12 protein-coding genes are annotated in these 14932 nt (G+C 45.8%); all 12 read left to right on the plus strand.

Features of this window, described 5'->3' with window-relative positions; all coding sequences use genetic code 11:
• Positions 1 to 1168 (plus strand): cytochrome P450 (locus ACM0OZ_RS41200; RefSeq protein ID WP_414588662.1); only part of this gene is annotated, 1168 nt, incomplete at its 5' end.
• Positions 1169 to 1323: 155 nt separating this feature from the next.
• Positions 1324 to 2214: a 4-hydroxybenzoate solanesyltransferase gene (locus ACM0OZ_RS41205; RefSeq protein WP_414588663.1), complete on the plus strand. Its 891-nt coding sequence runs from the start codon at positions 1324 to 1326 to the stop codon at positions 2212 to 2214.
• 18 nt (positions 2215 to 2232) lie between these two features.
• Complete coding sequence (locus tag ACM0OZ_RS41210; RefSeq protein ID WP_414588664.1) at positions 2233 to 2883, plus strand: chorismate lyase; 651 nt, start codon at positions 2233 to 2235, stop codon at positions 2881 to 2883.
• Between the two features lie 8 nt (positions 2884 to 2891).
• Positions 2892 to 3992 carry a hypothetical protein gene (locus ACM0OZ_RS41215; protein WP_414588665.1) on the plus strand — a complete coding sequence of 367 codons (1101 nt, stop codon included), beginning with the start codon at positions 2892 to 2894 and terminating at the stop codon, positions 3990 to 3992.
• Between the two features lie 341 nt (positions 3993 to 4333).
• Positions 4334 to 5413, plus strand: coding sequence for a Rieske 2Fe-2S domain-containing protein (locus tag ACM0OZ_RS41220; RefSeq protein ID WP_414588666.1), 1080 nt, complete (start codon positions 4334 to 4336; stop codon positions 5411 to 5413).
• 452 nt (positions 5414 to 5865) lie between these two features.
• Positions 5866 to 6942, plus strand: coding sequence for a Rieske 2Fe-2S domain-containing protein (locus tag ACM0OZ_RS41225; protein WP_414588667.1), 1077 nt, complete (start codon positions 5866 to 5868; stop codon positions 6940 to 6942).
• A gap of 353 nt (positions 6943 to 7295) precedes the next feature.
• The gene (gene dxs / locus ACM0OZ_RS41230) at positions 7296 to 9248 is read left to right on the plus strand and encodes a 1-deoxy-D-xylulose-5-phosphate synthase (RefSeq protein WP_414588668.1); all 1953 of its coding nucleotides are present in this window, start codon (positions 7296 to 7298) and stop codon (positions 9246 to 9248) included.
• A 112-nt stretch (positions 9249 to 9360) separates the two neighbouring features.
• The gene (gene ispG / locus ACM0OZ_RS41235) at positions 9361 to 10584 is read left to right on the plus strand and encodes a (E)-4-hydroxy-3-methylbut-2-enyl-diphosphate synthase (protein ID WP_414588669.1); all 1224 of its coding nucleotides are present in this window, start codon (positions 9361 to 9363) and stop codon (positions 10582 to 10584) included.
• A gap of 33 nt (positions 10585 to 10617) precedes the next feature.
• Positions 10618 to 11643, plus strand: coding sequence for a geranylgeranyl diphosphate synthase CrtE (gene crtE, locus ACM0OZ_RS41240; RefSeq protein WP_414588670.1), 1026 nt, complete (start codon positions 10618 to 10620; stop codon positions 11641 to 11643).
• 121 nt (positions 11644 to 11764) lie between these two features.
• Positions 11765 to 12970 carry a 4-hydroxy-3-methylbut-2-enyl diphosphate reductase gene (locus ACM0OZ_RS41245; protein WP_414588671.1) on the plus strand — a complete coding sequence of 402 codons (1206 nt, stop codon included), beginning with the start codon at positions 11765 to 11767 and terminating at the stop codon, positions 12968 to 12970.
• An 83-nt stretch (positions 12971 to 13053) separates the two neighbouring features.
• The gene (locus ACM0OZ_RS41250) at positions 13054 to 13923 is read left to right on the plus strand and encodes a class I SAM-dependent methyltransferase (protein WP_414588672.1); all 870 of its coding nucleotides are present in this window, start codon (positions 13054 to 13056) and stop codon (positions 13921 to 13923) included.
• 129 nt (positions 13924 to 14052) lie between these two features.
• Positions 14053 to 14910 carry a hypothetical protein gene (locus ACM0OZ_RS41255; protein WP_414588673.1) on the plus strand — a complete coding sequence of 286 codons (858 nt, stop codon included), beginning with the start codon at positions 14053 to 14055 and terminating at the stop codon, positions 14908 to 14910.
• Positions 14911 to 14932: the final 22 nt, after the last annotated feature.

Raw genomic sequence — 14932 nt, forward strand, 5'->3', positions numbered from 1 at the left:
CAGAATGATCCTTATTGCTGGTCGAAGCGTTTCTTATTGCTGGCTCCTACACCTAGCAATTACAGACGGCGAACTCCATCAACGTCAGCGTCGTCTCCTCATGCCCCCCTTTCATGGGGAACGTATGCGGGCTTATGGTCAACTCATTTGTGACATCACTGAGCAAGTGATGGCGAAATGGACGATTGGTCAAGTCTTCTCAGTTCGTTCAGTCATGCAAGAGATTACCCTACGTGTAATACTGCAAGCCGTTTTTGGTCTGCATCAAGGACAGCGTTACGAGCAATTAAGACAACTGCTAGGTTCATTCTTAGACGCGGTCAGTTCTACCCTAAAAGCAAGCTTGCTCTTTATTCCTGCCCTTCGATGGGACCTGGGTGCTTGGAGTCCGTGGGGACAATTTGTGCGCCTGCGCCAGCAAATTGATCAACTGCTTTACAGCGAAATCCACGAGCGACGGCAGTCAATAGAGGCCTCCCGTACCGATATTCTCACCCTATTGCTAATGGCTCGCGATGATGTCGGTCAGCCGATGAGTGATGTCGAGTTACGAGATCAATTACTGACCCTGTTGTTTGCCGGTCATGAAACCACTGCAAGTGCATTAACGTTAGCCCTTTACTGGATTCATTATCTACCAGAGGTCAAGAGGAAGCTCGAGAGTGAGATTGACACTATCCGCACTGATGCCGACCCAAGCTTCATCGCCCGACTTCCCTATCTAACTGCGGTCTGTCAAGAAACACTGCGGTTGCACCCAATTGCTTTTCAAACCAATCCTCGTAAATTGAAAGCACCATTGGAAATCATGAGTTACCAGTTTGATCCAGGTACAATACTGGTGGGCTTGACTTATCTAACTCACAAGCGTGAGGATTTGTACCCACAGCCGACGCGGTTTCACCCAGAACGTTTTCTTACACGACAATTTGCCCCCTACGAGTATCTCCCCTTTGGAGGCGGTAACCGTAGCTGCATTGGCATGGCATTTGCTCAGTTTGAAATGAAATTAGTCCTGGCTAAGATTTTATCGTACTGGCAACTAGCTCTAGTAGAGCAGCGCCCCGTCAAGCTTGTACGCCATACCGTCGCCGTAGCTCCTCCAAATAGCCTGCGAATGCTTGTGAACGGACAACGTCAATCTCAAAAGGTTCTGTCTGTACTATGACCAGGCAACGAGCCGCCACTGAATCCGTAAGCCACCATCGGCTCTCCTTGCAGTGTTATGAATCTAAGAAAACATAGTTATTTTCTTAGGATTAGCCGACTTTAGCTATCACGCTTTTGATGGATGTAAAGAAACATAATTTTGTCTGACAAAATATGCTTACCCACCAAGAATCTAAAGAAACAGAATTTAACTTGCTTCTAATTATTCGGCTTCTAAGATGGGATAAACCAGCTGGACGGTTAATCTTAATGATTCCTGCCCTCTGGGCTGTGTTTTTGGCGGGACGGGCAACGCCACCAGTACCACTTGTCTGCGTCATCATTTTAGTGTCTTTGGCTAGCAGTGCTGCTGGATGCGTGATTAACGATTTGTGGGATCGGGATATCGATCCACAAGTGGAAAGAACGCGTCAGCGCCCCTTGGCTTCCCGTTCCCTCTCTATCAAAGTCGGGATTTTTGTCGCCTTCATATCTCTGGGGTGTACTGAGATTCTTGCCCTTTATCTCAAGCCGCTCTCATTCTGGTTGTTGGTGGCAGCAGTACCAGTAATTGTGTTATATCCACTGGCGAAGCGAATGTTTCCAGTACCCCAGTTGGTGCTGGCACTCGCTTGGGGTTTTGGAGTTCTGATTAGCTGGAGTGCAGTAAGGGAGCAATTAGAGTTTTCCACTTGGCTGCTGTGGGGTGCGACCGTATTTTGGACTTTAGGATTTGACACCGTGTATGCCATGTCTGACCGCGAGGATGATCGGCGGATTGGCGTCAACTCCAGCGCCCTGTTCTTTGGTGAATACACTGCGGTTGCTGTTGGAATTTTCTTTGCTGGCACGGTCTTACTGCTGGGTTGGCTGGGTGTACTAATGCAGTTGCAACTCAGCTTCTGGATTACCCTGTTTCTTGCAACCCTAGGCTGGATTTGGCAGTGTGTTCGACTGCATGACCCGCAGCTAGCCCATCCTGTCTATAATCAAATATTTGACGAAAATGTCTGGATTGGCTTTCTGTTACTTTCTGGAATGACTGGAGCGTTCTTAAAGTTTTGAATTAAAACATACCTATATATGTCTTCAAAAAGTGTTTGCAACACAACATGGCACTGCTTAATCCCAGTTTGGCAAGGGGGAAAGGAAATAGTTCAACAAGGCTTGCCCCACACTCAATTGGCACCGATGTGGCAGATACTACTCCTAGGAGATGGTTCCCCAACGCGACACCTGCAACTGCTAACAGGCGAACAGACGGAAATCGATTTAATCGATATGTCTGAGGTTGGTATGGACTCAGATGGTGCTCCTGAACTGATCCAATTATTACCAGGACCACGAGTGCGGCGGCAGGTGTGGCTACGTACAGTTTCCGGCCAGCGATTAGCGTATGCTACTTCATGGTGGACAGCCAATCATGTGGATGAGTATTTGCAGAACCGGAGCTTACCAATTTGGGCGAGTTTAACGAGCCGTCGTCTAGAGTTGTATCGAGAGGTGCAGGGAATTTACTACGGTAAATCAACTGCTTTAGAGACGGCTTTTGGCCAAAAGGGTGCTTTTTGGGGTCGTCACTACCTATTTTGGCATCAAGGACAGCCTCTAACATTGATTTATGAGGTTTTCTCAACTTACTTAAGAAAATACATAGGCACAGATGTAACTTTCATGGGAGACCAGCTCGCTCACTTCCAAAAGACCGATAAACCCTATTTTGTAGAGAGGTAAATGAGAACATGACGTTACAACCGCTAGAAAACTCTACCAGGCAAGAAAAGTTGCTATACCCTAAGCTCAACCAGCTGAGTAACTCCATTAACGCAGCAGTAGCATTTTTGCTGGAGGCAAGAAATCTGGAGGGGTGGTGGCAGGACTTCAATTTCCCTCAGGCTGCTAGCATCGGTGATGAGTGGGTGACGGCTTATGTCGGCACCATGCTGGCTACACTGCCTTATGCCCACGTCCATGAGGCTCTCATGCAAGCTTGGGAACTGCTCAAAATCCGTGACCACCGTCCTACAGGTGAGTGGGGTTATAACTACATTCTCTGTGGAGATGCGGACACTACGGGCTGGGCATTACAGTTAGCTGCGGCAGTTGGTGCTAGCGATTCGGAACGGGCACAACAGGCAAGGGCGGCTCTGGCCACCCATCTGCAACCCAATGGTGGGATAGCGACCTTCGCTGAGGAATCGATTCGAGCCTATATTAAGGTTCCCGATCTAGCCAATGTCTCGTTTCAGGGTTGGTGCGGAGCCCATACCTGTGTTAGTGCCGCAGTTGCCGCTTTACCGGAGTTCCGCTCGCGTTTGCATGACTACTTGAGGGTCACTCAAACATCTCAGGGGAACTGGGAAGGTTATTGGTGGAGTGATCATGAATACACCACGGCATTAACAGCAGAGGCATTGGCGGCTGGTGGTCAAGCCGCTGACCAGCCCAGCATTGAGCAAGCAGTGGCATGGGGATTGAAACGCTTATGTCCCCAAGGATTTGTAGCAACCTCCAAACACCCAAACGGCTCAACCTTTGCCACTGCATGGTGCTTACGGTTATTGCTGTTAAACACAGTCGATGCAGAAGTGAAAGCCGCTAGAGCCGCTGCAATCGGTTGGCTACTGGAGCAACAGAGGCCGAATGGGTCTTGGGTTTCATCTGCTTACCTGCGGATACCCTATCCTTTTGATCGAAACCCCAATCAATTTCCGCATTGGAGATATTATGACGAGATTGAAGGAGACAAGAGGTTTGAAGGAAGTATTATTTTCGATCACAACAGCATTTTCACCACTGCTACTGTCGTCAACTCACTCGTGAAGGCTGCACCGATGTTGTAAAAATAACAGCCTCTCAACTATTTGTAGCTCACACTCCATCTTTGCAAGGGCATTATCAAATGTCGGTGGTTGCTCAAGTTGATTAGGACTTACGAAAGCGTCTCCTCTTTAAGAGAGATAGGGGGATTTTCAACGGCTCAAATACCGGAAGAATTCGTAAGATGCGTAAGTCCTGTTGATAATACCTTTGTTAAGGCTGGACATCCAACTTATGAGCAATATCTAACGAATGGTGAAGAGCTAGTAGCATTGCCTGTTGTAGGTGCGAGGTTACAAAGATTCTCTCAAAATAAAAATTGCAAAAAAGTTGCATATAAAATTAAGTTCCAAAGGAGGAACAAATGAGCACTAATTTAGAACAAATCAAAGACACAAAGATAACCCAGCTGAAAACTAAAACTGAAAAAGGAGTAACGGATCTTGCAGCCAGTTGGTATGTGGCGATGGAATCCAAGGATTTAGGTAAAAAGCCAAAAGAAATAGAGTTATTTGGTCAACCCTTGGTAGCTTGGCGAGACCAAAACGGGCACCCAGTCATCATGCAGCGTTACTGCTCACACATGGGAACTAGTCTGGGTATGGGTAAAGTAATAGATGGTTGTCTCCAATGTCCTTTTCACCACTGGAGCTTTGATAGTTCTGGACAGTGTGTTTCTATACCTGAGGTAGAAAACATACCCTCAAAAGCTCATCAGACTACTTATGTTACCGTTGAGAGGTATGATTATGTCTGGGTGTGGTATGGTTCCAAGACGCCTCTGTTCCCTTTACCTGAGTTTCCAGCCGCTGAACAAGAGAGGCATAAATATATGCGTGGTCTCCGTTTTAGTTTGAATACCACAACGACGGTGCCAAGATTGCTTGAAAACGCGTATGACTATCCTCATTATTTTCCAGTTCATAGTTTGAAATCTGTTAAAGAACCTATCAAATGCACCCTACTTAATAGGCATCACCCAGAACAATATAACGATCTACTCATTCCAAATGAAGCTTGGTATGGAGCATTAATTGAAGTCAGACTCAAGAGATTTGTCGGGATAATAGGCGCAGTAGTGGGTGCTTTAGGACTAAGATTTGAAAAAATGGATTTACTAGTAAACAGTTGGCCTAGTGGACACGTGATTAAAACTTCTTTCCAGGGTGATGAGAAGTTGAAGTTAATGGTTGCCACTAGTCCAATTAATGAAAGTAAAACACTTTGTCATATTTCCATAATGGTAAAGAAACCAAGCAAGTTCTGGCTGACCTTACCATACTATATGGTTTTCGGTGTACAACCCAGACTGACCGTAATGGAAGATTTACCTTTCTGGAACAACATGAAACCAGATGGGGGTGGGGCTTATGTCATTCATGACCATGTACTTTTGAAATTCAGAGAATTTTATCAAAAGTGGGTTGATAAGATAGAGCAATAAACAGGTCTTGAAAGAGATCATTTCAGATGAAGTAAGTACCATTTCTGCTCGAAACAGCATTTTCACCATTGCGACTGTTGTCAACCCACTCGTAAAAGCTGCATTGGTGTTGTAGAAATAACAGCTTCTCAACTATTTGTAGCCCGCGCTCTACACTTACAAGGGTATTATCAAATGTCGATGCTTACTCGAGTTAATTAGGACTTACAAAAGTGTCCCTTTTTAATGGGATTGGAAGTCTCTAACAGATCAAGACCTGAAGAATTTGTAAGGTGCGTAAGTCCTGTTGATAATACCTTTGTTAAAACTGGACATCCAACTTATAAGCAATATCTAACAAATGGTCAAGAGCTAGTAGCATTGCCTGTTGTAGGTGCGAGGTTACAAATATTGTCTCAAAATAAAAATTGCAAATAATTTCCACACAGAGTAAAATATTAAAGAAGAAACAAATGAGTCTCAAACTTGAGCAGGTTAAAGAGTCAAAGCTCACTCAATCTAAATCTAAAGTCGATAAGACATTAATGGATCTTGCAGCCAGTTGGTATATTGCAATGGAATGCAAGGATTTAGGTAAAAAGCCAAAAGCAATAGAGTTATTTGGTCAACCCTTGGTAGCCTGGCGAGACCAAAACGGGCACCCAGTCATCATGCAGCGTTACTGCTCACACATGGGAGCTAGTCTGGGCATTGGTAAAGTAGTAGATGGCTGTATTCAATGTCCTTTTCACCACTGGCGCTATGATAATTCTGGACAGTGTGTTTCTATACCTGAGGTAGAAAATATTCCCTCAACGGCTCGCCAGGTTAATTACGCGAGCGTTGAAAGATATGGTTATATCTGGGCATGGTATGGCTCCGAGACGCCTCTATTCCCTTTGCCTGAGTTTTTCGCATCTGGAAACGAGAAGCATAACTATATACCTGTTTCCCGCTTTACTTTAAACACCAAAACGACAGTGCCAAGGTTGCTTGAAAACGCGTATGACTATGCTCATTTTGTCCCTGTTCACGATCTGAAGGTTATTAAAGAACCTGTTAAATCCACCCTTCTTAGTAAGCTGCACCCAGAACAACAGAACGAACTACTCATTCCAAATGAAGCCTGGTTTGGAGCGTTAATTGAAGTCCAACTTAAGGGCTATGTTGGGATAGTAAGTGCAATATTGCATGCTTTGGGGCTAAAGTTTGAAAAAATGACATTGTTAGTAAACAGCTGGACTAGTGGACATATGATTAAAACTTTATTCCAGGGTGATGAGAAGTTGAAGGTAATGGTCGCTACCACTCCAGTTGATGAAGTTAACACAATGGTGCGTATATGGTTAATGGTCAAGAAACCAGGTAAGTTCTGGTTGAGTATTCCTTACTGTATGCTTTTTAGTTTGCAGCCCAAAGCTAGTGCTTTGGAAGATTTACCAGTCTGGAACACCATGAAACCAAACGGAGGTGGGTCTTATGTTAAGCATGATCATTTAATTTTGAAATTCAGAGAATTTTATCAAAAGTGGGTTGATAAGGCAGAGTAATGAATAGGTTTTACAAGAGATAATCTCAGAGCAGATTTATAAAGGAAATATAAATGTTGTTGAACGAATTTTTGGTTGTTTAGGAAAGTGTAGGCAGTTGAGCAAACGTTATAAGCTATTGCCAGAAGTGACTCAAGCAAGGATTTACGCTGCAATGGTAAAACGTATGTTGAATCGTCTTTCCTCTTAGGATTCACCTTATACAGCAGTTTGCAAGTTAATGAAGTACACCTTTTCAACTCAATATTTAGATATAGAGCAAATTTTACTTCTGACTCCTGACTCCTGAATTCTGCTGTAAATGACCTCTTTTGAATTGGATTGTTCTACTTAATTAAAAAAGTAATCTTCCAATGGACCTTAGCCAAATTACTCATCCAAATAAATTGCACGGACTGTCAATTCGACAACTGCAAGATATTGCGCGTCAGATTCGCGAAAAACATCTACAAACAGTAGCCACCAGTGGCGGTCATTTAGGTCCAAGTCTGGGTGTTGTCGAACTTACCCTAGGGCTATACCAGACTCTAGACCTAAACCACGATAAAGTGATTTGGGATGTGGGTCATCAAGCCTATCCACACAAGCTAGTGACTGGGCGGTACAACAGGTTTCATACCCTGCGCCAAAAGGGTGGCATTGCTGGCTATCTCAAGCGATGTGAAAGTCAGTTCGACCACTTTGGGGCTGGTCACGCATCTACCAGTATCTCTGCTGCTTTAGGCATGGCAATGGCCAGAGATATGAAAGGGGAAAACTTCAAAGTGGTAGCAGTAATTGGTGATGGGGCACTCACAGGCGGCATGGCTCTAGAAGCAATTAACCATGCAGGTTACTTGTCCAAAACTAACTTGTTGGTCGTACTCAATGACAATGAGATGTCGATTTCGCCCAATGTAGGTGCGCTCTCCCGCCACCTCAATCAGTTGCGGTTCAGTGGTCAAGTAAAGTTGCTTAAAAAACTGGAACAACAGTTCCAGTACCTGTCGTCCGTTGGCAGCTTGCTGCTCCCAGAGTTGAGTCGGATCAAACAAGGGATCAAGCGCCTGGCAGTGCCCAAAGTGGGAGCAGTGTTTGAGGAACTGGGCTTCACCTACATCGGACCAATCGATGGGCACAATTTGGAGGAATTGATTGCCACCTTCGATCTAGCGCATCAGGTGACGGGTTCGGTGTTGGTGCATGTAGCGACTGTCAAGGGGAAAGGATACGAATTCGCAGAGCTTGAAAAGGTCGGCTATCATGCCCAATCTAAATTTAATCTGGCAACGGGCAAGGCAATCCCTGCAAGCTCGCCTAAACCCCCCAGTTACTCCAAGGTGTTTGGTGAAACCCTGACAAAAATTGCCAAGAGCAATCCTAAAGTAATCGGCATTACCGCTGCTATGGCAACCGGGACAGGGCTGGACATCCTGCAGAAACAACTGCCCCAGCAATTCATTGATGTGGGTATTGCCGAGCAGCATGCAGTGACCCTGGCGGCGGGCCTGGCGTGTGAAGGCATGCGTCCCGTTGCCGCCATCTACTCCACCTTCCTGCAACGAGCTTATGACCAGGTAATTCACGATGTCTGCATTCAAAATTTGCCGGTCTTCTTCTGCATGGACAGAGCCGGTATTGTGGGTGCCGATGGTCCCACCCATCAGGGAATGTACGACATTGCCTATCTGCGTTGCCTGCCCAACATGGTACTGATGGCACCTAAAGATGAGGCCGAACTCCAGCAAATGGTTGTTACTGGCATCAACTACACTAACGGTCCAATTGCCATGCGCTATCCGCGTGGTAATGGTCACGGAGTGCCCTTAATGCCTAAAGGCTGGGAACCTTTACCCATCGGCAAAGGAGAAATTCTCCGCTCCGGGAAAGATGTGCTGATAGTTGCTTACGGTTCGATGGTCTATACGGCTCTGCAAGCCGCTGCCATCTTGAATGAACACGGCATCGAAGCAACGGTAGTAAATGCCCGCTTTGCCAAGCCCCTGGATACTGACTTAATATTGCCTTTGGCAAAGCAATGTGGTCAAATTTTCACCTTGGAGGAGGGGTGTTTGATGGGGGGCTTTGGTTCAGCTGTTGCCGAAGCTCTAGCCGACCACCATTTGGTAGTTCCGGTCATCCGCATTGGTGTACCCGATCAGTTAGTCGAGCATGCAACTCCGGATGAATCCAAATTAGAACTAGGCTTGAGCAGTCCCCAAATTGCTGAGCGAGTCCTAGAAGAAGTCCGACTCTCTAAGTCAGGTGTACAAGTATTGCGAGACGGCTCTTTTGATCAAACGACTGATGCTGTCATTCGCTCATAAAGTTTTCCAGTAGCCAGCACGCGCTTTGCCACAAAAATAGATTTTTCGATGGTGGTAATGTACGCAGTTCCTAATGACCACTTCCTCGCCTTTGAGATCAAATGGCAACGCCATGCAAATTCTCTCATACAGTACTTCTAACCCCTCTTTTAATCAAAGCTTTACTGGTACCATTATCCCTCACCGTAAAACTCGTCCCGTTAGCGTTGGTAATGTCACGATTGGCGGTGGTTCTCCTGTGATAGTGCAGTCCATGATCAATGAGGACACTTTAGACGTAGCAGGAGCTGTTAGTGCGATTCGTCGCCTGCATAAACTGGGCTGTGAGATTGTCCGCGTCACCGTGCCCAGCCTTGCTCATGCCAAAGCTGTAGCCCCAATAAAGCGAGAACTCACAAAGACTTACCAAAAAGTCCCCTTGGTGGCTGATGTCCACCACAATGGCATGAAGATTGCTTTGGAAGTAGCAAAGCATGTAGATAAGGTGCGGATTAATCCAGGGCTTTACGTATTTGAGAAACCCAACCCTCTTCGCACCGAATACACTCAAGCAGAATTTGACGAGATTGGTGAAAAAATCCGTGAAACCCTGGAGCCTTTAGTTGTTTCTCTGCGGGAACAGGGGAAAGCAATGCGGATTGGCGTGAATCATGGTTCTTTGGCAGAGCGGATGCTGTTTACCTATGGTGATACTCCAGAAGGTATGGTACAATCTGCACTAGAATTCATTCGCATTTGTGAATCACTCGACTTCCGCAACCTAATTATTTCGCTCAAAGCTTCCAGAGTGCCTGTGATGCTTGCTGCCAATCGTCTGATGGTAAAATGTATGGATGAGTTGGTCATGGACTACCCCTTGCACCTAGGCGTTACGGAAGCGGGGGATGGTGAGTACGGTAGGATCAAGTCCACTGCCGGAATTGCCACTCTCTTGGCTGATGGCATTGGCGATACCATCCGTGTCTCCCTCACGGAAGCACCGGAAAAAGAAATCCCTGTCTGCTACGGCATTCTGCAAGCACTGGGACTGCGGAGAACGATGGTGGAGTATATTGCTTGCCCTTCCTGCGGTCGCACTTTGTTTAACCTGGAAAATGTGTTGCATCAAGTGCGAGAAGCCACCAAGCACCTGACAGGTCTGAATATTGCAGTGATGGGCTGCATTGTCAACGGTCTTGGAGAAATGGCAGATGCAGACTACGGTTATGTCGGTAAACAGCCTGGTTATATCTCCCTGTATCGCAGGCGTGAAGAAATCAAAAAAGTGCCAGAGTCTAAAGGGGTTGAAGAACTGATTAATTTGATCAAGGCAGACGGTCGTTGGGTCGAGCCTTGAGGCAGTTGATTTGACATTGAGGACAGATGTTAAATGGATACTAAAGCCTTTGAAAGGTTAAAACAGAATTCTCAACACGACCAGCGCCAGGAATTTGGTTGCAAAACCGAGGTAGCAGATACCTGGAAGCAACCACCACATCTGGTAAAAGCCAACACAACTCCTGGAAAAGCTGCCTTTAACCTGCCTGCCTATATGGGAGAACGGCAAGCCCTAGTGGAAGCAGCGCTTGAGCGCTCCATCAGTGTGGTCTATCCAGAAAAAATCTACGAGTCTATGCGTTATTCCCTATTGGCTGGGGGAAAACGCTTGCGCCCAATTCTGTGTCTTGCCAGCTGTGAACTCTGTGGAGGCACAATAGAGATGGCGATGCCTACTGCCTGTGCCTTAGAAATGGTTCATACCATGTCTCTGATCCATGACGACCTGCCTGCTATGGATAATGATGACTATCGGCGAGGTAAGCTGACTAACCATCGGGTTTATGGCGAAGACATTGCTATTTTGGCCGGTGATGCACTTTTAGCTTACGCCTTTGAGTTTATTGTGGTACATACAAAAAAAGTTCCGGATCAGCGGTTGTTACAGGTAGTTGCCAAGTTAAGTCATGCAGTTGCGGCAACAGGTTTAGTCGGTGGTCAAATTGTAGATCTTGAATCTGAAGGGTTGCAAAACATTGAAATAGAAACCCTCAACTTTATTCACTCCCACAAAACTGGGGCTTTGTTAGAAGCCTCCGTTCTCTCAGGAGCACTCCTAACGGGATCTGATGATAAAATTTTGCAACAGCTTTCTTGCTATGCACGCCATATTGGTCTATCCTTTCAAATTATAGATGATCTGCTTGATGTGACCAGTACTAAGGAGCAACTTGGTAAAACCGCAGGCAAAGATTTACGGGCACAGAAAGCAACTTATCCCAGTTTATGGGGTATCGAGGAATCCAAGCGTCAAGCGAAAAAATTAGTTGACGAAGCCAAGGCTAAACTAGCTCCCTTTGGGGAGAGAGCTATCCCTCTGATGGCGATCGCCGACTTCATCATAGCTAGAACTTACTAGTAATTAGTTGATCTTGTTTTTTCGCGTAGCTGGCAATACCAGAGGTTTTACTAAGCTAATTATTCGTTTCCAAGACAGCAGTAAGCCAACTGCATCTGCATTTATCATAAGAGGATGGCAGATGGATACAAAAGCCTTTAAGCGCTTGCTCCATAATTCTAATCGCTACCATCGCCAAGGGTTTGGGCGCGAAGTTGAAGTGATGAAGCTGCTGCAATTCGAGTATCAGAGCAGTTTAATTCAGCAGATCCGGGAGAACGATTATACGTTGCAACGGGGCAACCTAACGATTCGGCTAGCTGAGGCGTTTGGATTTTGCTGGGGGGTGGAGCGGGCAATTGCCCTGGCTTATGAAACACGTCAGCAATTTCCCACCGAGCGCATTTGGATCACCAACGAGATCATTCACAACCCCTCGGTAAACCAGAATCTGAGGGAAATGCAGATTGAATTTATTCCGGTTAACTCGCAGGGGCAGAAGGATTTTTCTATTGTTGCTAGGGAAGATGTGGTGATTTTGCCTGCTTTTGGAGCTAGCATTCAGGAAATGCAGTTATTGAACAAAAAAGGCTGCAAAATTATGGATACAACCTGCCCGTGGGTTTCCAAGGTGTGGAATAGTATCGAGAAGCACAAAAAAGGAAACTACACCTCAATCATCCACGGCAAGTATAATCATGAAGAGACGGTTGCAACCAGCTCCTATGCAGCTAAATATCTGGTAGTCCTCAACCTGCAACAGGCCGAGTATGTATGCAATTATATCCTGAATGGTGGGGATCGTGAAGAATTCTTAACCAATTTTGCGAATGCATATTCTCCTGGATTTGATCCAGACACCGACCTGGTACGGATAGGTATTGCTAACCAGACCACCATGCTGAAGGGGGAAACTGAGCAAATTGGTAAGCTATTTGAGCGCACGCTCATGCGTAAGTATGGTCCGGCTGAAATCAACAATCATTTCCTTAGCTTCAACACAATCTGTGATGCTACTCAGGAACGTCAGGATGCGATGTTCAAGCTCGTGGAAGAAAAGCTGGACTTGATGGTAGTGGTCGGCGGCTTTAACTCCTCTAACACTACTCACCTTCAAGAAATCTCGAGCAAACGCGGGATTCCTTCCTATCACATCGACAGTGCAGAGCGACTTGGACCAGGTAATCGAATCCAGCATAAAAAGCTGCACCATGATTTAGAAGTGCTTGAAGGGTGGCTACCGTTGGGACCAATTGTGGTGGGAGTTACCTCTGGAGCTTCAACCCCAGATAAAGTTGTTGCCGATTTAATCCAGAAGATTTTTGACATTAAGGCAGCTATGCAGTAACACAGTTTGGTTAAGCCGAAGTTCCGTGATGCTACAGCAAAAATTGCCATTGAACCGTGACAATTTACTAAAGGATACATATAATGACCTCTTTGGCGCCTTCCAGCTTTGATTTAATCAGCCCGACAGCTCTCACCGCTGCCTACAATAGGCAGTTCAGCAACATTCCGTACGCCTTTGAACTGGCGCAACTGGTGGATGCAAAAACAGTATTGAAGCAGCCGTCTGGAGACTACCTTCTAAAAATTGTTGTGCCACTGCTTGAGATCCGTTACAAAGCAGTCAACCATCTCATTGCCAGATTTAGCCACACACAAATCATCGAACTGGCATCAGGTTTACTACCGCGTGGCTTAGAGATGTCTGAACGTCCAAACATCACCTTTGTCGAAAGTGACTTATCTGCCATGATTGACCTCAAAAAGCAGTTGGTTACTCAATTGGTTGAAGAACGTTCTAATCTTCACTTTGAAGCTATAGATGCAACCATTAGACCAAGCCAATTTCCCATTCACGCTAACTACTTACGTGACTCGGAAAAGGTTACTATCTTGTGCGAAGGGCTTTTGATGTACTTGACTTTTCCAGAAAAGGAGCGGGTTTGTGCCAATATTCGGGAGGTGCTCTGGCACTATGGAGGTGTTTGGATCACGCCTGACCTCAATACTAAAGAGCAGTGGCATAAGATGCAAGAAACTAACTCAGAAGTCGGAGGGATGTTTCAAACCGTTTCTGACTTAACAGGTAGATCCTTGATAGACAACAGCTTCAACGACATCGAACACGCCAGACAGTTTTTTAGAGAACAAGGGTTTGGGGTTGAAGAACACAAGATGATTGAAATCATGGGAGAGGGAGAAGTCTTTTGTAAAGAACAGCTAGGACTTGATCCTAACTTTGTTAAGTATCTTCTCTCCACAAATTCTATCTTCGCCCTTACCCTTGACTCCTAACCAGTTTTTTAGAATTCTTCCCCTAGCGAGAAAAGCGATTTGTCTTGAGACACAGTCAGAGCCGACTGTGTTGAACTCAAGCACAATACCCTGACAAAACCTTCAACTGACAACAATTAAGGAAAAACTATGTCCAAGAGTACTATCTCTGAAAAGCCCGCTTTACGTATTTTAGACATCCATGCATCAGAAGTAGAGAAATATCCAAACACCCTCAAGGATATTATGTTCAACCGTAGTTACGAGGGCATGATCATTCGTGGCGTGCTTTCCCCAGAAACTGTTGAGCAGGTCGTCTCTCGGTTGGAGAACGGTGCCATGAAATCGCTCTACTTGGCTCGACCAACTCAAGGTGTAGATAGGAAGTACAAACCTATAGAGGTATATGGTCAGACTCTCATCGGCACTTCTCCGTCTAACCCGAAGGAATACTTCGATTCTGCAACAGCATTCCGGCAAGAATGTTCTATGCTGTTCCAAGGATTCCCTGGGTTAGAGGAACGGATAGAGGCAGTACTCCACGGTCTTTCTGGGCTACCTGTGCGAGTTCCCAACGGACCAGAAGAAGGACAAACTTATACTCCAGCAACTATCCGGGTGCTGTTCGAGGACGATGAGATGCCAATTCATGCTGGCAATCAGTTAATACGTTTACCTCAAAGTGCGCATTTGAACACTTTAATCGATATAACTGACCAATTCAGCTACTTTATCCCTATTACTGTCCCTGAAGTTGGCGGGGAGCTGATCATCTACAGCCTAGAATGGAACCCTGAAGAGAAAAGTGAAGAAAAAGCACTAGATCCCATGCTTGAGCAAAAGTACGAGAGTGTGGTTGTTGCCCCCAATCCTGGAGATATGCTGGTGTTCGATGGTGGTCGATACTACCATCGTGTCACTCGGGTATCAGGTAGTCGCCCGCGGCGAACCATAGGCGGATTTATGGCCTTCTCCAAACAGCACGATGAGTTTTACTACTGGAGCTAAACTTGACTTGGCGTTGCTGATT

The sequence above is a fragment of the Scytonema sp. PCC 10023 genome (assembly GCF_963920835.1).
Taxonomy (GTDB): domain Bacteria; phylum Cyanobacteriota; class Cyanobacteriia; order Cyanobacteriales; family Nostocaceae; genus Kalymmatonema.

Bases quoted from the DNA above. Each gene is read 5' to 3' on its own strand.
- ACM0OZ_RS41225 (WP_414588667.1), top strand. From the start codon at position 5,866: ATGAGTCTCAAACTTGAGCAGGTTAAAGAGTCAAAGCTCACTCAATCT.
- crtE (WP_414588670.1), top strand. From the start codon at position 10,618: ATGGATACTAAAGCCTTTGAAAGGTTAAAACAGAATTCTCAACACGAC.
- ACM0OZ_RS41220 (WP_414588666.1), top strand. From the start codon at position 4,334: ATGAGCACTAATTTAGAACAAATCAAAGACACAAAGATAACCCAGCTG.
- ACM0OZ_RS41210 (WP_414588664.1), top strand. From the start codon at position 2,233: ATGTCTTCAAAAAGTGTTTGCAACACAACATGGCACTGCTTAATCCCA.
- ispG (WP_414588669.1), top strand. From the start codon at position 9,361: ATGCAAATTCTCTCATACAGTACTTCTAACCCCTCTTTTAATCAAAGC.
- ACM0OZ_RS41215 (WP_414588665.1), top strand. From the start codon at position 2,892: ATGACGTTACAACCGCTAGAAAACTCTACCAGGCAAGAAAAGTTGCTA.
- ACM0OZ_RS41255 (WP_414588673.1), top strand. From the start codon at position 14,053: ATGTCCAAGAGTACTATCTCTGAAAAGCCCGCTTTACGTATTTTAGAC.
- dxs (WP_414588668.1), top strand. From the start codon at position 7,296: ATGGACCTTAGCCAAATTACTCATCCAAATAAATTGCACGGACTGTCA.
- ACM0OZ_RS41205 (WP_414588663.1), top strand. From the start codon at position 1,324: ATGCTTACCCACCAAGAATCTAAAGAAACAGAATTTAACTTGCTTCTA.
- ACM0OZ_RS41245 (WP_414588671.1), top strand. From the start codon at position 11,765: ATGGATACAAAAGCCTTTAAGCGCTTGCTCCATAATTCTAATCGCTAC.
- ACM0OZ_RS41250 (WP_414588672.1), top strand. From the start codon at position 13,054: ATGACCTCTTTGGCGCCTTCCAGCTTTGATTTAATCAGCCCGACAGCT.